The organism is Pseudomonas fluorescens, from assembly GCF_000730425.1.
GTDB lineage: Bacteria > Pseudomonadota > Gammaproteobacteria > Pseudomonadales > Pseudomonadaceae > Aquipseudomonas > Aquipseudomonas fluorescens_X.
This window is the reverse complement of the sequence record NZ_CP008896.1, coordinates 1,330,314-1,352,941: the sequence shown is the minus strand read 5'-3', so window position 1 is coordinate 1,352,941 and position 22,628 is coordinate 1,330,314. Positions and strand designations below refer to the sequence as shown.

General features: G+C 58.5%; 21 protein-coding genes. 4 read left to right on the top strand and 17 right to left on the bottom strand.

Annotation, left to right across the window (positions count from 1 at the left end; translation table 11 throughout):
• Positions 1-3: 3 nt before the first annotated feature.
• The 16 genes from nuoH to HZ99_RS05555 all read right to left on the bottom strand — a co-directional run bounded on the left by nuoH (position 4) and on the right by HZ99_RS05555 (position 17,508).
• Positions 4-1,011, bottom strand: coding sequence for an NADH-quinone oxidoreductase subunit NuoH (nuoH, locus tag HZ99_RS05625; RefSeq protein ID WP_038441755.1), 1,008 nt, complete (start codon positions 1,009-1,011; stop codon positions 4-6).
• The gene (gene nuoG, locus HZ99_RS05620) at positions 1,008-3,722 is read right to left on the bottom strand and encodes an NADH-quinone oxidoreductase subunit NuoG (protein ID WP_038441754.1); all 2,715 of its coding nucleotides are present in this window, start codon (positions 3,720-3,722) and stop codon (positions 1,008-1,010) included. Before nuoG ends, nuoH begins: the two co-directional genes overlap by 4 nt.
• 135 nt (positions 3,723-3,857) lie before the next feature.
• Positions 3,858-5,213, bottom strand: a complete 1,356-nt coding sequence (gene nuoF / locus HZ99_RS05615) for an NADH-quinone oxidoreductase subunit NuoF (RefSeq protein ID WP_038441753.1) — start codon at positions 5,211-5,213, stop codon at positions 3,858-3,860.
• On the bottom strand, positions 5,210-5,707 hold the full coding sequence (gene nuoE, locus HZ99_RS05610) for an NADH-quinone oxidoreductase subunit NuoE (RefSeq protein WP_038441752.1): 498 nt from the start codon (positions 5,705-5,707) through the stop codon (positions 5,210-5,212). The genes nuoF and nuoE overlap by 4 nt, the downstream gene beginning before the upstream one ends.
• Positions 5,708-5,709: 2 nt before the next feature.
• Positions 5,710-7,494: an NADH-quinone oxidoreductase subunit C/D gene (nuoC, locus tag HZ99_RS05605; RefSeq protein ID WP_038441751.1), complete on the bottom strand. Its 1,785-nt coding sequence runs from the start codon at positions 7,492-7,494 to the stop codon at positions 5,710-5,712.
• Between the two features lie 72 nt (positions 7,495-7,566).
• Positions 7,567-8,241, bottom strand: a complete 675-nt coding sequence (locus tag HZ99_RS05600) for a NuoB/complex I 20 kDa subunit family protein (RefSeq protein WP_038441750.1) — start codon at positions 8,239-8,241, stop codon at positions 7,567-7,569.
• A 10-nt stretch (positions 8,242-8,251) separates the two neighbouring features.
• Complete coding sequence (locus HZ99_RS05595) at positions 8,252-8,665, bottom strand: NADH-quinone oxidoreductase subunit A (RefSeq protein ID WP_003219575.1); 414 nt, start codon at positions 8,663-8,665, stop codon at positions 8,252-8,254.
• A 361-nt stretch (positions 8,666-9,026) separates the two neighbouring features.
• A complete protein-coding gene (locus tag HZ99_RS28390) occupies positions 9,027-9,275 on the bottom strand; it encodes a hypothetical protein (RefSeq protein WP_144243155.1) in 249 nt (82 codons plus the stop codon).
• Positions 9,276-9,322: 47 nt separating this feature from the next.
• Positions 9,323-10,648 (bottom strand): isocitrate lyase, encoded by a 1,326-nt coding sequence (aceA, locus tag HZ99_RS05590; RefSeq protein ID WP_038441749.1) that lies wholly within the window; start codon positions 10,646-10,648, stop codon positions 9,323-9,325.
• A gap of 496 nt (positions 10,649-11,144) precedes the next feature.
• The gene (locus HZ99_RS05585; protein WP_038441748.1) at positions 11,145-11,870 is read right to left on the bottom strand and encodes a secretin N-terminal domain-containing protein; all 726 of its coding nucleotides are present in this window, start codon (positions 11,868-11,870) and stop codon (positions 11,145-11,147) included.
• Positions 11,871-12,092: 222 nt separating this feature from the next.
• On the bottom strand, positions 12,093-12,515 hold the full coding sequence (locus HZ99_RS05580) for a GNAT family N-acetyltransferase (RefSeq protein ID WP_029293368.1): 423 nt from the start codon (positions 12,513-12,515) through the stop codon (positions 12,093-12,095).
• Positions 12,508-13,677: a cupin domain-containing protein gene (locus tag HZ99_RS05575; protein ID WP_038441747.1), complete on the bottom strand. Its 1,170-nt coding sequence runs from the start codon at positions 13,675-13,677 to the stop codon at positions 12,508-12,510. The genes HZ99_RS05580 and HZ99_RS05575 overlap by 8 nt, the downstream gene beginning before the upstream one ends.
• A gap of 84 nt (positions 13,678-13,761) precedes the next feature.
• Positions 13,762-15,132 (bottom strand): adenylosuccinate lyase, encoded by a 1,371-nt coding sequence (purB, locus tag HZ99_RS05570; RefSeq protein WP_038441746.1) that lies wholly within the window; start codon positions 15,130-15,132, stop codon positions 13,762-13,764.
• 125 nt (positions 15,133-15,257) lie between these two features.
• A complete protein-coding gene (gene hflD, locus HZ99_RS05565; RefSeq protein WP_005789104.1) occupies positions 15,258-15,881 on the bottom strand; it encodes a high frequency lysogenization protein HflD in 624 nt (207 codons plus the stop codon).
• Positions 15,878-17,002 carry a tRNA 2-thiouridine(34) synthase MnmA gene (mnmA, locus tag HZ99_RS05560; protein ID WP_038441745.1) on the bottom strand — a complete coding sequence of 375 codons (1,125 nt, stop codon included), beginning with the start codon at positions 17,000-17,002 and terminating at the stop codon, positions 15,878-15,880. Before mnmA ends, hflD begins: the two co-directional genes overlap by 4 nt.
• Positions 17,003-17,061: 59 nt before the next feature.
• Complete coding sequence (locus tag HZ99_RS05555; RefSeq protein WP_038441744.1) at positions 17,062-17,508, bottom strand: NUDIX hydrolase; 447 nt, start codon at positions 17,506-17,508, stop codon at positions 17,062-17,064.
• Between the two features lie 251 nt (positions 17,509-17,759).
• Between HZ99_RS05555 and HZ99_RS05550 the strand changes: the two genes are divergently transcribed.
• From HZ99_RS05550 to HZ99_RS27630, 4 genes are all read left to right on the top strand, one after another.
• Complete coding sequence (locus HZ99_RS05550) at positions 17,760-18,656, top strand: DMT family transporter (protein ID WP_051903083.1); 897 nt, start codon at positions 17,760-17,762, stop codon at positions 18,654-18,656.
• 38 nt (positions 18,657-18,694) lie between these two features.
• The gene (locus HZ99_RS27635) at positions 18,695-19,120 is read left to right on the top strand and encodes a cupin domain-containing protein (protein WP_080727673.1); all 426 of its coding nucleotides are present in this window, start codon (positions 18,695-18,697) and stop codon (positions 19,118-19,120) included.
• On the top strand, positions 19,117-20,640 hold the full coding sequence (locus HZ99_RS05545) for an acyl CoA:acetate/3-ketoacid CoA transferase (protein WP_038441743.1): 1,524 nt from the start codon (positions 19,117-19,119) through the stop codon (positions 20,638-20,640). The genes HZ99_RS27635 and HZ99_RS05545 overlap by 4 nt, the downstream gene beginning before the upstream one ends.
• Positions 20,641-20,710: 70 nt before the next feature.
• Positions 20,711-21,505 (top strand): FAD/NAD(P)-binding protein, encoded by a 795-nt coding sequence (locus tag HZ99_RS27630; RefSeq protein WP_080727671.1) that lies wholly within the window; start codon positions 20,711-20,713, stop codon positions 21,503-21,505.
• Between the two features lie 128 nt (positions 21,506-21,633).
• Here HZ99_RS27630 and HZ99_RS05540 read toward each other — a convergent pair whose 3' ends face one another.
• Positions 21,634-22,611 (bottom strand): IS5 family transposase, encoded by a 978-nt coding sequence (locus HZ99_RS05540; protein WP_033902000.1) that lies wholly within the window; start codon positions 22,609-22,611, stop codon positions 21,634-21,636.
• Positions 22,612-22,628: the final 17 nt, after the last annotated feature.

The following is a 22,628-nucleotide window of genomic DNA, read 5'->3' as shown; positions in this document are numbered from 1 at the left end:
TCCTCACTGAACCGCGCCCGCTGGCGTGTTCAACAACACAACGGCAGCCGTCACCAGCAAATTGATCAGGGTCAGCGGCAGGCAGAAGCGCCAGCTGAAATCCATCACCTGGTCGTATCGTGGGCGCGGAATGGACGCGCGCAGCAGGATAAACAACATGATGAAGAATGCGGTCTTCAGGAAGAACCAGAAGAACGCCAACTGCGGCAGGATGCCGAACGGGCCGTGCCAGCCGCCGAAGAACAGCGTGACCAGCAGGGCCGAGATCAAGATGATGCCGATGTACTCACCGACGAAGAACATGCCCCATTTCATGCCGGCGTATTCAATGTGGTAGCCGTCGGCCAGTTCCTGTTCCGCTTCCGGCTGGTCGAAGGGGTGACGGTGAGTCACGGCCACGCCCGCGATGAAGAAGGTACAGAAACCGAAGAACTGCGGAATGATGAACCACAGGTTCTGCGCCTGGTACTCGACGATGTCGCGCATGTTGAACGAGCCGACCTGCGCCACGATGCCCATCAGCGCCAGGCCCATGAACACTTCGTAGGACACGGTCTGGGCCGATGCCCGCAAGCTGCCCAGCAGGGCGAACTTGTTGTTACTGGCCCAGCCGGCGAACAGCACCGCGTAGACCGACAGACCGGCCATGGCGAAGAAGAACAGCAAGCCGATGTTCAGGTCCGCCACGCCCCAGGTCGGGGTGATCGGGATGATCGCGAAGGCGATCAGCAAGGCGCTCATGGCCACGACCGGTGCCAGGGTGAAGATCACCTTGTCGGCAAACGGCGGGGTCCAGTCTTCCTTGAAGAACATTTTCAGCATGTCGGCAGCGATCTGGAACATACCGAACGGGCCAACGCGGTTCGGACCGTAACGGTCCTGCCACCAGCCCAGCAGGCGACGCTCGACGAAGCTGAGCAGGGCGCCCGCGACGACCACGGCCAACAGGATCACGATGGCCTTGAGGACCGCAATGATCACGTCGATCACTTCAGGGGTGAACCAGGTCATTGCGCTGCCTCCTGCAGACCGTCAACGGTTTTGCCAAAGATTGCCGGTGGAATGCCGGCGATGCCTTTGGGCAGTGCAACCAGGCCGGCGCCCAACTCTTCGTTGATGCGCAGCGGCAGACGCAGGGTCTGGCCGGCCACGTTCAGGCTGAGCAGGGCACCGTCGTTGACGCCCAGGCGGTCGGCTTCGGACTTGGCTAGGGAAACGTAGGCGGCCGGGATGCGCTCTTGTACCGGTGCGGCCTTGGAAGAGTTTTCTTCGCTGCCGAACAGGTGGAAGAACGGCACAACCTGCCAGGTACCCTGGGCCGGGTTGAACGGACGCGGTACGGCAGCAAACCAGTTCAGCGAGTCACCTTTGCTTTCGATCAGGCGGGTGCCCGGGTCGCCAGCGCGGATATGGCCACCGACTTCGTCCTGGAATTTGTTCCAGGCTTGCGGTGAGTTCCAGCCCGGCGACCAGGCAAATGGCACCTGCTGACGCGGCTCGGCCGACCCGGAGTAACCTTCCATGGAGAAGGCAAAGGCGGTATCGGTGTCTTGCGGGGTACGCGGTTCGTGCACGCTGATGTTGGCACGCATGGCAGTGCGACCGGAGTAACGCAGCGGTTCACGGGCCAGCTTCATGCCCTTGATACGGAAGGCGGCAGATGGTGCGGCGTCGACGATACGTGCCAGTTGCGGTGCGCTCGCGGCGGCGGCTGCGGTGACGTGGTCGAGCTGGGTCCAGTCGATCGGCTGGTTCAGCAAGGTCGCGCGCAGGGCATGCAACCAGCGCCAGCCTTCGTGAACCAGGATACTGGCGTCCATGTACTTCGGGTCGAACACCTGGAAGAAGCGCTGGGCGCGACCTTCCTGGCTGACCAGGGTACCGTCGCCTTCGGCGAAGGTGGCGGCTGGCAGGACCAGGTGGGCACGGCCGCTGGTGGCGGTCTTCTGGTGGTCGGCAACGATCAGCACCTTGGCGGCGTCGAGCGCGGCGTCAACCTTGGCGGCATCGGTGCGGGTGTACAGGTCGTTTTCCAGCACCACGATGGCGTCGGCTTTGCCGTCGGTCACCGCTTGCAGGGCTGCGTCCACGGATTCGCCACCAAGCATGGCCAGGCCAAGGCTGTTGGCTTCCGGCACGACCAGGCTGATGGAACCGTTCTTCTCGCGCAGCTTCAAGGCCTTGGCGATGTTGGCGGCGGCTTCGATCAGCGCCTTGGAACCCAGGGAGGTACCGGCAATGATCAGTGGACGCTTGGCTGCCAGCAGTGCATCAGCGATGCGCTGGGCCAGTGCGCCAGCTTCAGTGTCCAGGCCTTCGACGGCAGGCGCGCTGGCGTCGAGGGCGTGGGCCACGGCGAAACCGATGCGCGCCAGATCGTCTGGCGCCGCATGGACGCACTCTTCGGCGATGTCATCAAGCTTGGTTTCAGCGACGCTTGCGATAAACAGTGGGTTCAGCGCGTGCTGGCCGATGTTTTTCACGGCGGCGTCGAGCCAAGGCTGGACGCGCATGGCGTCGGCCATTTCTTCAGCCTTGCCTTTGACCGACTGGCGCAGAGACAGGGCAATGCGCGCGGCGGTCTGGGTCAGGTCTTCACCGAGCACGAAGATGGCGTCGTGGTCTTCGATGTCGCGCATGTTCGGAACTGGCAGCGGGCTGTCATTGAGCACCTGCAGGACCAGGCGGATGCGCTCCAGCTCGCCGGCTTCGATACCGGAATAGAAGTGCTCGGCACCCACCAGCTCGCGCAACGCGTAGTTGCTTTCGAGGCTGGCACGCGGCGAGCCGATACCGACAATGTTGCGCCCGCGCAGCAGGTCGGCAGCTTTGTCTAGCGCATCATCCAGGCTCAGCTTGGCGCCATCGGCCAGCAACGGCTGGCGAGGGCGGTCTTCGCGGTTGACGTAGCCATAGCCGAAGCGACCACGGTCGCACAGGAAGTACTGGTTGACCGAACCGTTGAAGCGGTTTTCGATGCGACGCAGTTCACCGTAGCGTTCGCCCGGGGAAATGTTGCAACCGCTGGAGCAGCCATGGCAGATGCTCGGCGCGAACTGCATGTCCCACTTGCGGTTGTAGCGCTCGGAGTGGGTCTTGTCGGTGAACACACCGGTCGGGCAGACCTCGGTGAGGTTGCCGGAGAACTCGCTTTCGAGCACGCCGTCTTCAACGCGACCGAAGTACACGTTGTCGTGGGCGCCGAATACGCCGAGGTCGGTGCCACCAGCGTAGTCTTTATAGAAGCGTACACAGCGATAGCAGGCGATGCAGCGGTTCATTTCGTGGGAAATGAACGGGCCCAGTTGCTGGTTCTGGTGGGTACGCTTGGTGAAGCGATAACGGCGCTCGTTGTGGCCGGTCATCACCGTCATGTCTTGCAGGTGGCAGTGACCGCCTTCCTCACAGACCGGGCAGTCGTGGGGGTGGTTGGTCATCAGCCATTCAACGACACTGGCGCGGAACGCCTTGGATTCTTCATCGTCGATGGAGATCCAGGTGTTGTCGGTGGCTGGGGTCATGCAGGACATGACGATACGACCACGGGTGTCATTCTCGTCGGTGTATTGCTTGACCGCGCACTGGCGACAGGCGCCGACGCTACCAAGCGCGGGGTGCCAGCAGAAATACGGGATGTCGAGGCCTAGTGACAGACACGCCTGTAACAGGTTGTCTGCCCCATCGACTTCGAGCGCTTTGCCGTCTACGTGGATAGTGGCCATGGTTCAAAGTTCTTCGTTGGCCCGTTGTCAGCGGGCGTGGCTAATGGAATCTTGTTATTCATGTGCATCAACACAGCCTTCAAGGCGTCAGCACATGACAAAGCGAAGGGCACGGACCCTTCGCTTCTTGAAGCGTTACGCGCCGACTACGATCGGCTTCGCCAGAGGCGGGACGGCGGCGCTTTTGGGCGCGATGCCGGCTTCGAACTCCGAGCGGAAGTACTTGATTGCACTGCCCAGTGGCTCCACGGCGCCCGGTGCGTGAGCACAGAAGGTCTTGCCAGGGCCGAGGAAGCCGACCAGGCCCAGCAGGGTCTCGATATCCCCCGGCTGGCCTTCGCCTTTCTCGATGGCCATCAGCAGCTTGACGCTCCATGGCAGGCCATCGCGGCACGGTGTGCAGAAACCACAGGACTCGCGAGCGAAGAATTGCTCCATGTTGCGCAGCAGCGAGACCATGTTCACGGTGTTGTCCACCGCCATCGCCAGGCCGGTACCCATCCGGGTGCCCACCTTGCCGATGCCGCCGGCATACATTTGTGCGTCCAGGTGCTCGGGCAACAGGAAACCGGTGCCGGCACCGCCTGGCTGCCAGGCCTTGAGGGTGTAACCGTCACGCATGCCACCGGTATAGTCCTCAAACAGCTCGCGGGCGGTCACGCCGAACGGTAGTTCCCACAGCCCAGGATTCTTGACCTTGCCGGAGAAGCCCATGAGCTTGGTGCCCATGTCTTCGCTGCCTTCGCGGGCCAAGGATTTGTACCAGTCCACGCCGTCGGCGATGATCGCCGGCACGTTGCACAGGGTCTCGACGTTGTTAACGCACGTAGGCTTGCCCCACACGCCCACGGCGGCAGGGAAGGGCGGCTTGGAGCGCGGGTTGGCGCGGCGGCCTTCGAGGGAGTTGATCAGTGCGGTTTCTTCACCGCAGATATAACGCCCGGCGCCGGTGTGCACGAACAGCTCGAAGTCGAAACCCGAACCCAGGATGTTCTTGCCCAGCAGGCCTGCGGCCTTGGCTTCTTCCACGGCACGGTTCAGGTGCTTGGCGGCGGTGGTGTACTCGCCACGCAGGAAGATGTAGCCACGGTAGGTTTTCAGCGCGCGGGCACTGATCAGCATGCCTTCGATCAGCAGATGGGGCAGTTGCTCCATCAGCATGCGGTCTTTCCAGGTGTTGGGCTCCATTTCATCCGCGTTGCACAGCAGGTAGCGGATGTTGATGGATTCGTCCTTGGGCATCAGGCCCCACTTCACACCAGTGGGGAAGCCTGCACCGCCGCGGCCTTTGAGGCCTGCGTCTTTCACGGTCTGGACGATGTCATCCTGAGCCATGTCGGCAAAGGCTTTGCGCGCGGCGGCGTAACCGTTCTTGGCCTGGTATTCGTCAAGCCATACCGGTTCGCCGTCGTCACGCAGGCGCCAGGTCAGGGGATGGGTTTCGGGCGAACGCTTGATCAGGTTCGCCGGGCCGAAGGAAGTCAGGGTCATGGGTAGCCCTCGAGCAATTGGGTCACGCCAGCAGGCTGCACGTCACCGAATGTGTCGTCGTCGATCATCAACGCCGGCGCCTTGTCGCAGTTGCCCAGGCAGCACACCGGCAACAGCGTGAAGCGGCCGTCCGGGGTGGTTTGGCCCAGGCCGATGCCCAGCTTGCTCTGGATCGCGTCGACCACCGATTCGTGGCCACCGATGTAGCAGACCATGCTGTCGCACACGCGAATGATGTGGCGGCCGACCGGCTGGCGGAAGATCTGGCTGTAGAACGTGGCCACGCCTTCAACGTCGCTGGCGGGGATGCCGAGGATCTCGCCGATGGCGTAGAGGGCGCCGTCCGGTACCCAGCCACGCTCCTTCTGGACGATCTTCAAGGCTTCGATCGACGCCGCGCGCGGGTCTTCGTAGTGATGCAGCTCGTGCTCGATGGCCGAGCGCTCGGTTTCACTCAAGGTGAAACGGTCTGTCTGGATAAGCGTGCTGTTCATGCTTAGCGGTCCACGTCGGCCATAACGAAATCGATACTACCCAGGTACGCAATCAAGTCCGCGACCATCTCGCCTTTGATCACCGAAGGGATCTGCTGCAAGTGGGCAAAGCTTGGGGTGCGAATCCGGGTGCGGTAGCTCATGGTGCCGCCATCGCTCGTCAGGTAATAACTGTTGATACCCTTGGTCGCTTCGATCATCTGGAAGGACTCGTTGGCCGGCATCACCGGGCCCCACGAGACTTGCAGGAAGTGGGTGATCAGGGTTTCGATGTGTTGCAGGGTGCGCTCTTTAGGCGGCGGCGTGGTCAGCGGGTGATCCGCCTTGTACGGGCCTGCCGGCATGTTGCGCATGCACTGCTCGATGATCTTCAGGCTCTGGCGCATTTCTTCGACGCGCACGATGCAGCGGTCGTAGGCATCGCCATTGGCCGCCAGTGGCACTTCGAACTCGAAATTCTCGTAGCCGGAGTACGGGCGCGCCTTGCGCAGGTCGAAATCGCAGCCAGTGGAACGCAGGCCAGCACCGGTGACGCCCCATTCCAGCGCTTCCTTGGTGTTGTACTGGGCAACGCCGATGGTCCGGCCCTTGAGGATGCTGTTGTCCAGGGCAGCTTTCTGGTACTCGTCCAGACGCTTGGGCATCCAGTCGATGAATTCCTTGACCAGGCGCTCCCAGCCGTTCGGCAGGTCGTGGGCCACACCGCCGATGCGGTACCAGGCCGGGTGCAGGCGAAAGCCGGTGATGGCTTCGATGACCTTGTACGCACGCTGACGGTCGGTGAAGGTGAAGAACACCGGGGTCATGGCGCCGACGTCCTGGATATAGGTACCCAGGAACAGCAGGTGGCTGGTGATCCGGAAGAACTCGGCCATCATGATGCGGATGGTGTCGACGCGGTCGGGGACCTTGATGCCGGCCAGCTTCTCGACCGAGAGCACGTACGGCAGGTTGTTCATCACGCCGCCGAGGTAGTCGATACGGTCGGTGTACGGGATGAAGCTGTGCCAGGACTGGCGCTCGGCCATCTTCTCCGCACCACGGTGGTGGTAGCCGATGTCCGGCACGCAGTCGACGATCTCTTCGCCGTCCAGTTGCAGGATGATGCGGAAGGCACCGTGGGCCGAAGGGTGGTTCGGGCCCAGGTTGAGGAACATGTAGTCCTCGTTGGTACCGGAGCGTTTCATGCCCCAGTCTTCCGGACGGAAGCGCGCCGCTTCTTCTTCAAGCTGCTGCTTGGCCAGGTTGAGGCTGAACGGATCGAATTCGGTGGCGCGGGCAGGGAAGTCCTTGCGCAGCGGGTGACCTTCCCAGGTCGGTGGCATCATGATGCGCGTCAGATGCGGGTGGCCCGGGAAGTCGATGCCGAACATGTCCCAGACTTCACGCTCGTACCAACTAGCGTTTGGCCAGATGCCGGTCACGGTCGGGATGCTCAGGTCGCTTTCCGAGAGGGCGACCTTGATCATCACGTCGCTGTTACGTTCCAGCGACATCAGGTGATAGAACACGGTGAAATCGGCGCCGCTCGGCAGCCCCTGGCGCTTGGTACGCAGACGCTCGTCCACGCCATGCAGGTCATAGAGCATGACGTACGGCTTGGGCAGGTTGCGCAGGAAGGTCAGGACTTCGACGAGCTTGGCACGCGCCACCCACAGCACCGGCATACCGGTGCGTGTGGCCTGGGCGGTAAAGGCGTCAGGGCCAAAACGGTTATTGAGTTCGACGACCACATCCTGGTCGTCTGCCTTATAAGGCGGGATGCGTCGAGCACTGCCTGTAGTCATGGTTTTTTATCGCTTTCGGTCAACGTAAAGAATGAAGCCAGGTTTTCGTTCTATAAAAGAAGCGGTTCTGGATCAGACTTCGTCGGGGCTGCGCAGGTTGGTGACCTGAATACGCTGTTCGCGGCGCTGTTCTTTTTGTGACGGCATCTCGGCGCGGTATACGCCTTGATCTCCGACAACCCAGGAAAGTGGGCGACGCTCCTTGCCAATCGATTCCTGCAGCAGCATCAAGCCTTGCAGGAATGCTTCAGGACGGGGCGGGCAGCCAGGCACGTAGACGTCCACGGGCAGGAACTTGTCCACACCCTGAACCACGGAGTAGATGTCGTACATGCCACCGGAGTTTGCGCACGAACCCATGGAAATAACCCACTTCGGCTCGAGCATTTGCTCGTAGAGACGCTGGATGATCGGCGCCATCTTGATAAAGCAGGTGCCGGCGATAACCATGAAATCCGCCTGGCGCGGCGAGGCCCGGATAACCTCGGCGCCAAAGCGCGCGATGTCGTGGGGCGCCGTGAAGGCGGTGGTCATTTCCACGTAGCAGCACGAAAGGCCGAAGTTGTACGGCCACAGGGAATTCTTGCGCCCCCAGTTGACCGCGCCACTCAGCACGTCTTCCAGCTTGCCCATGTAGATGTTTTTGTGGACTTGGTCTTCTAACGGATCGGAAACGGTTTCCCGTTCGCCAATGGGGTACTGATCGTTAGGAGCATCCGGGTCGATCCTGGTGAGATTGTATTGCATCGCCAAAGCCTCATTGTTTCAGCTTCGCTTGCCGCTTGCGACGAGCTTCCGGAGCCCAGTCAAGGGCGCCCACTCGAAATAGGTAGACAAGGCCTGCCAACAGAATTGCTATGAAAACGAGAGCTTCGACGAATCCGGTCCAGCCGCTTTCGCGGACGGACACAGACCAGGCAAAGAGAAAGAGGGCTTCGATATCGAAGATCACGAACAGCATCGCGACCAGATAGAATTTGGCTGAGAGCCGCAAGCGGGCACCACCTGTAGGTAGCATGCCGGACTCGAACGGTTCGTTTTTGCTGCGGCCCCAGGCTTTTGACCCGAGAAGGCTGGAGACACCGAGCATGAAGGCGCAAAGGCCGACAACACCGAGGAGGAAAATGGCAAAGCCCCAGTTGTGGGCCATGAGTCCTGTCGCTTCGGTCATGCTGGAAATCCTTAACAGAGAGCAAAGGTCTCTGAGCTCGAAAAAGTAATGGCGCAGTGACGATATGTCGCAGCGCAATCAATCGCGGTGATTTTATGGCTAAACACCTAGCAAGTAAAATTCCTGTAGCGAAATTATTCGTTGAAATAAGGACATAGTGCACCTTTATGGGGCTGTAGCCCAGACGCTGCGGGCATTAGCCTGATTTTCATCAAATATGTTTTGTTTGGCGTGTAACGATGTTTTGTTGCTCTAAATGATAATGAATATTGTTTGCAAGAGTTTTAAGCGGATGTTGAGTGCATCGCGGGGAAAGTTGTTGTTACTTGCCCGTTTGGCGCAAGTTGCCAGCGCGCAACTTTTAACTGATTTTTCCTGAGCGAATACCGCTCTGGATCAAGGTTTTGTGCAAAAACATCAGGCTAACCGCATTTTCATTGTGGGTGCGGGCTTGCTCGCGAAAGCGGCGCATCAGCCAGCAGTTTTTTGACTGACACACCGCTTTCGCGAGCAAGCCCGCTCCCACATTTTGATCTTCGCAGCGGTGGGCGGGTTTTCTCAGAGCAAAAAAAACGCCCCGAACCAGTCGGGGCGTCAGATCGTGCGGCATTGCGGTTAGCTTTCTATCGGGCCCGCAATGGCCGTGTACTCGGCTACTTAGTGAAACTGTTCTTCTTCGGTCGAACCGGTCAGCGCGGTCACGGACGAGGAGCCGCCCTGGATCACGGTGGTCATGTCGTCGAAGTAGCCAGTGCCCACTTCCTGCTGGTGCGCCACGAAGGTGTAGCCTTTGGCGGCGTCAGCGAATTCCTGCTCCTGCAGCTTCACGTAGGCGGTCATGTCATTGCGGGCGTAGTCGTGCGCCAGGTTGAACATGCTGTGCCACATGTTGTGAATGCCGGCCAGGGTGATGAACTGGTGCTTGTAGCCCATGGCGGACAGTTCGCGCTGGAACTTGGCGATGGTTGCGTCGTCCAGGTTCTTCTTCCAGTTGAAGGAAGGCGAGCAGTTGTAGGACAGCAGTTGGTCCGGATATTCCTTCTTGATCGCCTCGGCGAAGCGACGGGCTTCGTCCAGGTCTGGCTTGGCGGTTTCGCACCAGATCAGGTCGGCGTAAGGTGCGTAGGCCAGGCCACGGGCAATTGCTTGATCCAGGCCTGCACGAACCTTGTAGAAGCCTTCCTGGGTGCGCTCGCCAGTCACGAACGGCTGGTCGTACGGGTCGCAGTCCGATGTCAGCAGGTCAGCAGCGTTGGCGTCGGTACGGGCCAGGATAATGGTTGGCGTACCGGCGACGTCAGCGGCCAGGCGCGCAGCGGTCAGCTTTTGTACGGCTTCCTGGGTCGGAACCAGTACCTTGCCGCCCATGTGGCCGCATTTTTTCACGGAGGCCAGTTGGTCTTCGAAGTGAACGCCGGCAGCGCCTGCCTCGATCATGCTCTTCATCAGTTCGTAGGCGTTCAGTACGCCACCGAAACCGGCTTCGGCGTCGGCCACGATTGGCGCGAAGTAGTCGATGTAGCCTTCGTCGCCCGGACCTTTGCCGGCTTTCCACTGGATCTGGTCGGCGCGGCGGAACGAGTTGTTGATGCGCTTGACCACGGTGGGTACGGAATCCACCGGGTACAGCGATTGGTCAGGGTACATGGACTCGGCGGAGTTGTTGTCCGCAGCCACTTGCCAGCCGGACAGGTAGATCGCCTGGATGCCGGCCTTGACTTGTTGCACAGCCTGGCCGCCGGTCAGGGCGCCCATGCAGTTGACGAAATCTTTCTCGGGACGGAAGGACGGCTTGGCGCCCTGGGTAACCAGCTTCCACAGCTTCTCGGCGCCCAGTTTTGCAAAGGTGTGCTCAGGTTGAACCGAGCCGCGCAGGCGGACGACGTCAGCAGCGGAGTAGGCGCGAGTCACGCCTTTCCAGCGTGGGTTTTCAGCCCAGTCTTTTTCAAGGGCTGCAATTTGCTGTTCGCGTGTCAGTGCCATGGGGAAAAACCTCGTCGCATAGGTCTGGGTGGAAAATTCCGTTTGCCAGCCACGTATTCAGTGCGTGGGAATGGCTGCTCGCTGACCAGAAGCTTAGGCGGTCAAGTTGTGCTTGGCGGGGAAGGCGACGGGATGAACGATAGGCTCAAGGGAGAAAGTGAGCAGGTAGAGGCGAGCCGAGAACAGTCTTCGGGCGTCGTGGGCCCTGGTACGATCCATCAGTGTGTTGCCGGGTTACCTGGTTAGCTTCCGTCCCTCGGGACAACTTCGTTCCAGTCGCAACCAAAGTCAAACACACCTTGTGGGCGGTACAGACACGAATCGGCTCGGGTGGGTAGCTTGGAGCGGCGATCCGAAGGCCCTTGCCAGGGCCCCTGATTAGCGGGAGCGAGGCCATCATGCCCATGCTTTTTTGGATCGTCAAATGTTTTGTAGTGCTTTTTTTATGGCACTACATCTTTGGTCTAATACGACTAATCAGTCAGTTTTTGGTGCTTCAGTTCAAGGTGTCGACTTTGACCCGCAGTGTCAGGTCATCCCGGCCCTGGGTCGAGTAGGTGCGGGTTGCGCCCTGTTTGTCGGCCTGGGTCTGGCGGTTGATACCGGCCAGGGTGATCCACTCGCCCAGGCGTCCGCTGACAGTTGTGTCGGTGCTTTGCACATTCACTACATCGGGACGTTCCTGGCTCATTCGGTCACGATTGGTGCTGATGCTCAGGTGTACGGTCTCGCCGGTGACGCTGGCGGTGACGTAGAAGCCCTGGGTGACGTTGCGGTACTGGGTCTGGTTTTGCGGACGGCCATAGGCGTCGGGCTGGGTGGTGGTCAGTGGCACGCTCTGGCCGACCTGGATCAGTGCGGGCACGCCTTCGCTGGCCTGGATCTGCTGGACTCCGCCTTCGCGGCTTTCGGTGCTGTAGGTGATGACCTGGCGGTTGGTTTGCTGATTGTTTTCGTTAGTGTCAACGGTGATCAGCAAGCGTTTGGACGGAGTGTCCAGTTGTGCGAGCAGGGCGCGCAGACCCTGGATTTTGTCAGGCTCGGCATTGACGATCAATTGATTACCGTAGGCGCTGACGGTGCCGTCCTTGCCAATGAAATTCTGTGCTACGGGCAACAGGTCTGAGCTGGTGCGGTTGTTCAGGGGCAGGACTTCGGTGGCCGCCATTGCCGAAAAACTGATGGCCATGAACAGGCTGGCGACTAGGGTGCGTAGGGACATGTCCGTTATCTCTGCAAGTCATTTGGGCTTGATAGTGCCAGTTTATCGGCCTGGCGGGGCGCAAGTTGAATCCTAGACGGCAAAAGGCCCTGGCATCGGTGGATGACAGGGCCTTTTGGGGTGTTGCTGATACCGCTATCGCAGGCAAGCCAGCTGCCACAGGAGAATACATTCCAAGTGTGGGAGCTGGCTTGCCTGCGATGGGAGCGACTCGGTCTTGGATCAGCCCTCGCGCTCCATATCAACATGAGGAATCCCGACTTCCAGGAATTCCCCGCTGACGATCTTGAACCCTAGCCGCTCATAAAACGGTGCGGCATACACCTGCGCGCTGAGGAACTGGCGGGTCTGGCCGCGCTTCTCGGCCTCGCCAATGACCGCTTCCATCAACTTGTCGCCGACCTTCAGCCCGCGCCAGTCCTTGAGGACAGACACGCGACCGATTTCGCCACTGGGTAGCAGGCGAGCCGTGCCAATGGGAAAGTCGCCTTCGAACGCGAGGAAGTGCATGGCCCCGGCGTCGTCTGCGTCCCATTCCAGTTCGGGTGGAACCGATTGCTCAGCGATAAATACCGCTTCACGAATGCGCCGGATCTCGGCGATGTCCTTTTGCCAGTCTGCGACACTTACGTGAATTTTATTCATCGGCAAACCCCAGGCTTCCTTGCTTGACCAGTTCGCACAGCAGGTCGCGGCCGTCTTCATCGGCCAGCCACGGCCCCAGGTTGTCGACGTGCAAGGCGTCGGCAGCGCAGATCAGCTTCAGCAGCTCGCGCAGCTTGCCCGGCAGGTAGCGGCTCTGGCCGCTGGCGAACAGCAGTACGTCGTCGTCCACTTCCGACCAGGCCAGGCGCGCGCTCGGGTTGCGAATCAGTACTGCGCCGTCTTCCAGGCTGCTGATCACTTCATCCTGCGCCAGCTCTTCGGGGCCTGCGACCAGTTCCGGGTAGCGCGGCTCGGTCATGAACTGGCCGAACCAGGTCAGCAGCATGCGCTCATCGCTCATGTGCTCGGCCAGCAGGCTTTTCAGGCGGTCGAGGGCGTCGCTCTGGATCTGGTGCGGGTCGCTGACGGGCTGGGCGTCGGCGTCGGTGTAGCGCTCTTCATCCGTCAGGTACTGGCTGAGGAAGTCGGTGAAGTGGGTCAGCACTTCCGCGGCGCTCGGTGCGCGAAAGCCTACCGAATAGGTCATGCAGTCGTCTTCAGCGATACCGAAGTGCGCCAGGCGTGGCGGCAGGTAGAGCATATCGCCCGGCTCCAGCACCCATTCGGCACTTTCTTCGAATTCGGCGAGGATGCGCAGGTCCGCGTGTTGCAGCAACGGGCTTTGCGAGTTGCACATCTGGCCGATCTTCCAGTTGCGCTTGCCCTGGGCTTGCAGCAGGAACACGTCATAGTTGTCGAAGTGTGGGCCTACGCTGCCACCGGGGGCGGCAAAGCTGATCATCACGTCGTCGATGCGCCAGCTTGGCAGGAATCGGAACTGCTCCAGCAATTCGGCCACTTCCGGCACGAACTGGTCGACCGCCTGCACCAGCAGGGTCCACTCGCGCTCGGGCAGGGTGCTGAAGGCATCTTCGGCAAACGGGCCGCGGCGCAGTTCCCATGGGCGCTCGCCGTGCTCGATTACCAGGCGCGACTCGACTTCTTCTTCCAGCGCCAGGCCGGCCAGTTCGTCGGCGTCGATCGGGCTTTCGAAATCAGGGATGGCCTGGCGGATCAGCAGCGGTTTTTTCTGCCAGTAGTCGCGCAGGAATTCCCGTGCCGTGATGCCGCCCAGAAGTTGAAGAGGAATATCAGGATTCATGTGTAACCTATTGAAAAAAATCATTTTTCAGACGGGAATAAAAACGCCCGGCGCTGCCGGGCGTCTAAAGGGCTCAAGCCGCATTCAGATGCGTTTGGCTTGGTCTACAGCGTTGCCGATGTAGTTGGCCGGAGTCAGCAGCTTCAGCTCTGCCTTGGCCGCGGCTGGCATGTCCAGGCCGTCGATGAAAGTTTGCAGCGCCTCAGGGCTGATGCCCTTGCCACGTGTCAATTCTTTCAGCTTCTCGTACGGGTTTTCGATGTTGTAGCGGCGCATCACGGTCTGGATCGGCTCGGCCAGGACTTCCCAGCAAGCGTCCAGGTCAGCGGCGATTTTCTGCGCGTTGAGTTCCAGTTTGCTGATGCCTTTGAGGCTGGCTTCGTACGCGATCACGCTATGGGCAAAGCCCACACCGAGGTTGCGCAGTACGGTGGAGTCGGTCAGGTCGCGCTGCCAGCGGGAGATCGGCAGTTTGCTGGCCAGGTGCTGGAACAGGGCGTTGGCGATGCCCAGGTTGCCTTCGGAGTTTTCGAAATCGATCGGGTTGACCTTGTGCGGCATGGTCGACGAACCGATTTCGCCGGCAATGGTGCGCTGCTTGAAGTAACCCAGGGAAATGTAGCCCCAGATATCACGGTCGAAGTCGATCAGGATGGTGTTGAAGCGCGCAATCGCGTCGAACAGCTCGGCGATATAGTCGTGGGGTTCGATCTGCGTGGTGTACGGGTTGAAACCCAGGCCCAGTTCGTCTTCGATGAAGGCGCGGGCGTTGGCTTCCCAGTCGATCTCAGGGTAGGCCGACAGGTGGGCGTTGTAGTTGCCTACGGCGCCGTTGATCTTGCCCAGCAATGGCACGGCGGCCACTTGAGCGATCTGGCGCTCCAGGCGATACACCACGTTGGCCAGTTCTTTACCCAGGGTGGTCGGCGAAGCCGGCTGGCCGTGGGTGCGCGACAGCATTGGCACGTCGGCGAAGCGGATGGCCAGTTCGCGGATGGCGTTGGCGGTCTGGCGCATCAGCGGCAGCATCACGTCATCACGGCCTTCGCGCAGCATCAGGGCGTGGGACAGGTTGTTGATGTCCTCGCTGGTGCAGGCAAAGTGGATGAACTCGCTGACCTGGGCCAGTTCCGGCAGCTTGGCCGCTTGCTCTTTGAGCAGGTACTCGATGGCTTTGACGTCGTGGTTGGTGGTGCGCTCGATCTCTTTCACGCGCTCGGCGTGCTCCAGGGAGAAGTTTTCCGCCAGGGTGTTGAGCACGGCGTTGGCTTGCGCGGAAAACGCCGGCACTTCGCTGATGGCAGGGTGAGCGGCCAGGCGCTGGAGCCAGCGCACTTCAACCAGTACACGAGCACGGATCAGGCCGTATTCGCTGAAAATAGGGCGCAGGGCCTGGGTTTTGCCGGCGTAGCGGCCGTCAACAGGGGAAACCGCAGTGAGCGAAGAGAGCTGCATGGGGTGTTCTCGGACAGTCGGGCAACGAAATGGGGCGCGTATCATACATGAAAAAATCCGCCGGTCCGTCGCCAACTGACCGGCGTATTACGCGTAACGGCTTGAAAATAGCCCGTGGTTGCGACTTATTCGTTGCGCATCAACGGGTAAAGCTCTTTGAGCAATTTGCGACGGCTGATGACCAACTGCCAACGATGACCGCCCAGTTGCCGCCACAACCGTGCCGAACGAATACCCGCCAGGAGCAGGGCGCGGATTTTCGAGGCGTTGTTGGGTTGTTGCAGGTTGCGCATGTCGCCGTGGACCTGTATCCGCTGGCGCAAGGTGCTCAAGGTGTCCTGGTACAAGGCACCGCAAGCGGCGATCACGTTCTCGTGGGCCGGGCCGAAGTGTTCGACCTGGGATTGGATCTGCGGCAGGCGTTTGCCGATGGTTTCCAGAAGGTCGTCGCGCTTGGCCAGTTGCCGCTCAAGGCCGAGCATCGACAAGGCGTAGCGCAACGGCTCGCGTTGCAAGGTGCTCGGGTCGCGTTCGAGGGCGCCGATCAGGGCGCGATAGCCTTCGCGCAGACTCAGGTCGTCGCCACCGTACACGTCCAGGGTGTCCTTCGGATCGACCACCAGCAGGCTGCCGAGCATGCAAGTCAGGCCGGCCTCGGTCACCTGGCCGGTCTTGGCGATCTTGTCTACCAGCACTGCGGCAAGGAAGACCCCGCCCAGTGCCGTCAATTGCTCCTGGGTCGGGCTCATGCCGGGCTGCTCCAGGGTTCGGCGACTTCAATCACGCCGCCCCCCAGGCAAATTTCACCGTCGTAGAACACCACGGACTGGCCGGGCGTGACCGCGCGTTGCGGGTCATCGAATGTGGCGCGGTAACCGGTGGCGGTCTTTTCCAGGGTGCAGGGCTGGTCGCTCTGGCGATAACGTACCTTGGCGGTCAGGCGGCGCGGGGTGCTCAGGTCGATCGGGTTGACCCAGTAGATCTCCGAGGCCAATAGCGCGCCGGAGAACAACAACGGATGCTCGTTGCCCTGGCCGACGATCAGCACGTTATTTTCCAGGTCCTTGACCAGCACGTACCACGGCTCTTCACCTGCGTCTTTCAAGCCGCCGATGCCCAGGCCCTGGCGCTGGCCGATGGTGTGGTACATCAGGCCGTGGTGACGGCCGATGACTTCGCCTTCGGTGGTCTTGATCTCGCCCGGTTGCGCCGGCAAGTACTGCTTGAGGAAATCGCTGAAACGGCGCTCGCCGATAAAGCAGATCCCGGTGGAGTCCTTCTTCTTGGCGGTGGCCAGGCCGTGTTTCTCGGCAATCTTACGCACTTCGGGCTTTTCCAGTTCGCCCACCGGGAACAGGGTCTTTGCGATCTGTTCACCGCCAACGGCGTGCAGGAAGTAGCTCTGGTCCTTGTTCGGGTCCAGGCCCTTGAGCAATTCGGTGTGACCCTCGATATCGCGGCGGCGCACGTAGTGGCCAGTAGCAATCAAGTCAGCGCCGAGGATCATGGCGTAGTCGAGGAACGCCTTGAACTTGATTTCCCGGTTGCACAGGATATCCGGGTTCGGCGTGCGACCGGCCTTGTATTCGGCCAGGAAGTGCTCGAACACATTGTCCCAGTACTCGGCGGCGAAGTTGGCGGTATGCAGTTTGATGCCGATTTTGTCGCACACGGCCTGGGCGTCGGCCAGGTCGTCCATGGCGGTGCAGTATTGCGTTCCATCGTCTTCTTCCCAGTTCTTCATGAACAGGCCTTCCACCTCATAACCCTGCTCCATGAGCAGAACGGCGGAAACGGAAGAATCCACGCCGCCGGACATGCCGACGATGACGCGCTTCTTTTGTGTGTCAGAAGGGGCTGGATCACGCATAGGATTTCAACGGGTGTCTTGAAAAAGGACGCGATTCTAGCAGGCTCGCGCCCGCAAGGCTAAAGAGAAGGGCGGATCAACTCGAGACTGTGGTGCTGGCCGGCCAAATAGTCATCGATACAGCGGATGATCAGCTCGCTGCGCCAGTCGTCGCGCACGGCCATCAGCTCGTCACGGGTCAGCCAGCGGGCACGGATGATGCCTTCGTCGAGTTGATAGTCCGGGCGGTGTTTCAGGGCCTTGGCGATGAAGCAGACCCGCTGATAGGTCACGCCATTGCTGGCAGCCGTGTACAGGTAGATGCCGACGACGCCGGTGGCCTCCACGTCCCAGCCGGTTTCTTCGAGGGTTTCGCGTACAGCGGCTTCGGCCAGGGTTTCGTGGGGGTCGAGGTGGCCAGCGGGCTGGTTGAGCACGGCGCGACCGTCCTTGAGCTCTTCGACCATCAGGAAGCGGCCGTTGTCTTCGACGATGGTGGCGACGGTGATGTGGGGTTGCCAGGTCATTTGAACGCCTCGATTCAGGGTGTGACGCGGTCAGTGTGGGAGCGGGTTTGCTCGCGATGGCGGTGTTTCGGCCGCCGAATACATTGACTGAGCTACCGCTTTCGCGAGCAAGCCCGCTCCCACATTTTGATTGGGTTTCTTCGGTGAGGCTGCATAAGCAATCTGCATGATGCGCCTGACATTTTATGATTTTACCGATTTCAGCCCGTGGCGCAGTTTATCTCTCCAGAGCCATTAGTCTGGAGCGTGTCATGAACCCAATTGCCCATAAAAGCTACGAAGTACGCCTTACATCGCCGCTGCCCATTGCCTTCATCCTATTGTGGAGTTCCGGCTACATCGGTGGTGCGTTCGGTGTGCGTTATGGCGAGCCCTTCACCATGACGTTCTATCGGTTTGCCTTGGCTGCCCTGGTGTTCCTGGGAGTGGCATTCGCCATCAAGGCTGAGTGGCCCAGGCGACTTACACCTTACCTTCATGCGGCAGCGGTGGGTTTGCTCTTGCAGGCTCTGCAATTTGGCGGCCTATACACCGGGATAAGTCAGGGCGTTCCGGCTGGGCAAGCTGCGCTGATTGTCGGGTTGATGCCCGTATTCGTTGTGATCGGCGCTTACTTCTGTTTAGGCGAGCAATTGAGCTGGCGCGACTTGCCAGGCTCGATCCTGGGCGTGGGCGGAGTGGTCATTGTGGTCGGCAGCAGTTTTTTTGGTTCAGAAGCATCAATCGGCGGTTATGGCGCGGTGGGGCTGGCGCTGATAGGCATAACCCTTGGCACGCTTTATCAGAAACGTTTCCTCAGCGGCGTCAACCTGTGGGTAGGCTGTTTCATTCAGATGGTCACCGCATCGCTGGTCATGTTGCTGCTGGCCTATACCACCGAGACCATGCAGGTGACGCAGTGGGTGCCCTTCGCTGTTTCGGTGGCGTGGATCACTGTGATGAACTCAGTCGGTGCGCTGACGCTGCTGTACCTGATGATTCGGCGGGGTGAGGCGAGTAAGGCGACGAACTTATTTCATGTTATTCCGGCTGTCACGCAGATCATGGCGTCATTGGTGTTGGGTGAAGTGCCGAGTGTGGTTGCGATTGTGGGATTTATTGTGTCGGGGGTGGGGGTTTATTTGATGAATCATTCGAGAGCAAAGTAAGCCTCTAATGTTGAAGGCTGCTTATCAGGAGAATACTAATGTTTAAGAACGAAATTGCTGATAAAAAATCATATATCGATGAAATTTGCCGGTCTGGAGGTGGGCTACACGTTGATGATATTGATTGTCTGAATTTTGAACCTTATGAAGTGGATGGGCGCAAGGGTGTTTCAATATTTTATCTTTATGATGCGCGGGATAATGTGCAAGGGTCAGTTGCCGCATTGGTTCGTTATGACGGCGGAGCTCTAACACCAAGGCATAAGCATCTGGGATGGGAGTTAGTGTTGGTGGTCGATGGTGAACTACTTGATGATAGAGGGCGACATACGGTAGGGACGCTGCAAATTTATCCGCCTGGCTCTACTCACCAACTTTCTTCTGTTAGGGGTTGTACGTTTCTAGTTGTTTGGGAGCAGCCAGTTCAGCCCGCCTCATGTCAGGATTCAGAGGCCACAGCATGAAAGTTATCAACGAACAGCAAGCGGCAGAGTTGATTGAAGATGGATGGACAATTATTCCAGGAGGGTTTGGTAGTTGCGGGCATCCTGATGGACTTACTCGAGCAATCAGTGAACGTTTCAAGCGGGAGGGGCGGCCTCGTAAACTTGGTCTGCTCTTCGCTTCTGCTTCTGGAGATCTCGACGAAAGGGGGGTGGATGTTCTGGCCCAGAGTGGGCTGGTGGCCAAAGTAATTGGAGGGTTCTGGGGACTTATCCCGCGACTGGGAATTATGGCGCGCCTAGGAGAGATAGAGGCTCATAACTGGCCGCAGGGGGTGATCAGTCAGTTATTCCGTGCGATCGCGGCGAAGAAGCCTGGCGTGATCTCAAATGTTGGCCTCAATACTTTCGTTGATCCTGATTATGAGGGGGCATGCTTAAACCTGCGGGGCGCGCGTACGCTCGTTCAGAAGATAGCCATTAATGGAGAGCTGACGCTTTTTTACCCGGGGATTAAGGTTGATTGTGCGTTATTAAGAGGGACATTTTGTGACCCTTTGGGGAATATTTCGATGGAGCGGGAAGTGTCTCATAGTGACGCACTTGCGCAGGCAATGGCAGTCAAAAATTGTGGTGGAATAGTGATTGTGCAGGTTGAGAGTTTAGTGGGGTTGCATGAGATTGAACCACAGGATGTGAAGGTGCCCGGGCTATTGGTGGACTATGTGACAGTGTCGCGCCCTGATGAGCATCCTCAAACTTACGGTGTTGCCTATAATTCAGCGTTCACACGTCCGGGAATGGTCGGTTCTAGTGACAGTTCTATTTCATGCGCGGAGAGAATTATTGCTAAAAGGGCTCTGCAGGAGATCCGACGCGAAGATGCCCGGGTAATTAATCTTGGTATTGGTATACCGGTAGTCGTTGCTCAGGTGGCTGAAGAGTTGGGGTGTGCGGAGTCGATGAGCTTTACTATTGAGTCCGGCGTTATAGGTGGTAGGCCAGCAACTGGATTGTCATTTGGGGCCAGCTATCGTCCAGTCAGTATTATTGAACAGGCAGCTTTGTTTGATTTTTACGAGGGTGGCGGGATTGATGTGGCGTGCTTGGGCTTTGCCGAAATGGACAGCTTCGGCAATGTCAATGTCTCGCGGTTCGGTAGTAAGTTGCAAGGTGCTGGTGGATTTATAAATATCTCCCAGTCGGCTCGATGTATTATTTTTTGTGGAACTTTTACAGCGGTAGGGTTGGTCGTGAGCGTAAGTGAAGGGGAAGTCCGTATAATCAGGGAAGGCCGTATAAATAAATTTGTACGTCAGGTCTCGCATTTGACTTTTAACGGTGGCTATTCTCAATCGTTGGGTCAAAGAGTTGTATTTGTCACGGAGCGTGCGGTTTTTGCATTGAAAGATGGGGTGGTCTATCTGGAGGAGATTGCTCCAGGTATAAGTATCGAGCAGGATATTATGCCGTTCATAGAGGGTGGGTTTGTAGTGTCTAGCAGCTGCAGGTCTATGTCGGAGGACATATTTTCATTTTAAGTGTGAGGATTCGAAGTTCTTGTGGGAGAAAATATTTCATACTGAAAAATAAGTTCGGTGGGAGGTTCTTATGTCTGCTAGCGTAATTACGGTGATTGGTGGTGGCGCTTCAAGTGTCTCTTTTATCTACGCGATTTTAAATGGCCTAGGGAGATATGGCTGCCATTCGAATGTATCGATATTTTTGGTGGATAAGCAATCTCAATGTGGTCGAGGTCTTGCCTATTCTGAAGATTGCAGCACAAATATTTTAAATACGCGAGCGGAAATCATTTCGCCTTTCCCTGATCAGTCCGGACATTTCTATAACTGGTTATTGGCTAACCGTGAGGTTTGGGAGGATGATTTTCCTGATATTGAGCTATGCCCGCAGGCATTTCTGCCGCGGCCCTTGTTTGGGTTATATCTTGCGCACATGATTCAGTTTCTAGTAAAAAAAGCTGTGGGGCTCGGTTGCCAATTGATTCCAGTCCATGACGAGGTTGTAAGCATGAGTTTCTCGCATGACGGGAGAGTCGTGGTTTTAACAAAGGGTAATCTATCGTTCCCCAGCGATCATGTAGTGTTGAGTTGTGGTAACGCGCGAAGTCTGGAGTACCGACACCTAGCTGGTGCTGAAGGTTTCTTCTCCAGCCCTTATCCTATCAAGCGTACATGCCGGCTGATTCAAAAGCAGGCGAGTGTTGCAATTGTCGGTTCAAGATTGAGTGCTATCGATGCGGTGATCGGGCTTACTGCTAATGGCCATGAGGGATCGATTACGCTGCACTCACGCACGGGAGCCCTGCCTAGCGTCAGAGGGACTCAAGGGCGCTATAAACCGACGATACTGACGCCGGAAACCGTTAGGGAAGGTCTGAAGTAAGCAGCCGTTTTTAACGGCCTCGCTGTCTGAGGTTCAAAAAACACCGACTTAATCGAAAATCAGACCTTTCCTCCTGTCAGTTCACTGTTTTTTGCGGAATAGCACCTTTTCAGGGCTCATTGTCCACATCACAGGCGCACCTCGCCTGCATTCAACAGTCGTTTTCGCATCATCCACAGGTTCGATAAGGCAAACAGTGTGGTCTGCTGCGCGGTGTTTTTCACCAAGCCTCGGAAGCGGACTTTCGTATAACCAAACTGGCGCTTGATCACCCTGAATGGATGCTCAACCTTGGCCCGGACTTGAGCTTTCGCGTATTCGATTTTGCGGCGCATGCGACCGATCAGGCTCTTTTTTGCATGCTTCTTATAGCTGCTGGGGCGCGCTGCGATCGACCAGATCATCTGGCGATGTTGATGCTCCGCACGCTTCTCCACGCCGGTGTAACCGGCATCGCCAGAGACGTAAGTTTCCTCGCCATGCAGCAACTGATCGACCTGAGTCACGTCCGCCACATTCGCCGCCGTGCCCACCACGCTATGTACCAGACCGGATTCAACATCGACACCGATGTGCGATTTCATCCCGAAATAGTACTGATTTCCTTTCTTTGTCTGGTGCATTTCGGGGTCGCGTTTACCGTCCTTGTTCTTGGTCGAACTGGGCGCATGAATGATCGTCGCATCGACCACAGTTCCCTGACGCAGCAGCAAACCTCGGTCGCCCAAATAGCCGTTGATGACCTGCAAAATCCCACCGGCCAGCTCATGTTTTTCCAACAGCCGGCGGAAGTTGAGGATCGTGGTTTCATCCGGAATCCGATCCAAATGCAGCCCGGCAAACTGGCGCAGAATCGTGGTTTCGTAGAGGGACTCTTCCATCGCCGGATCGCTGTAGCCGAACCAGTTTTGCATCAGATGAACCCGCAGCATGGCCATCAACGGATACGCCGGACGACCGCCTTCACCCTTCGGATAATGCGGCTCGATCAACGCAATCAGGCCTTTCCAGGGCACGACCTGATCCATCTCAATCAGGAAACGCTCACGGCGGGTCTGCTTACGTTTGCCTGCGTACTCGGCATCAGCGAAAGACATTTGCTTCATCGGGGCTCAACCGTTCA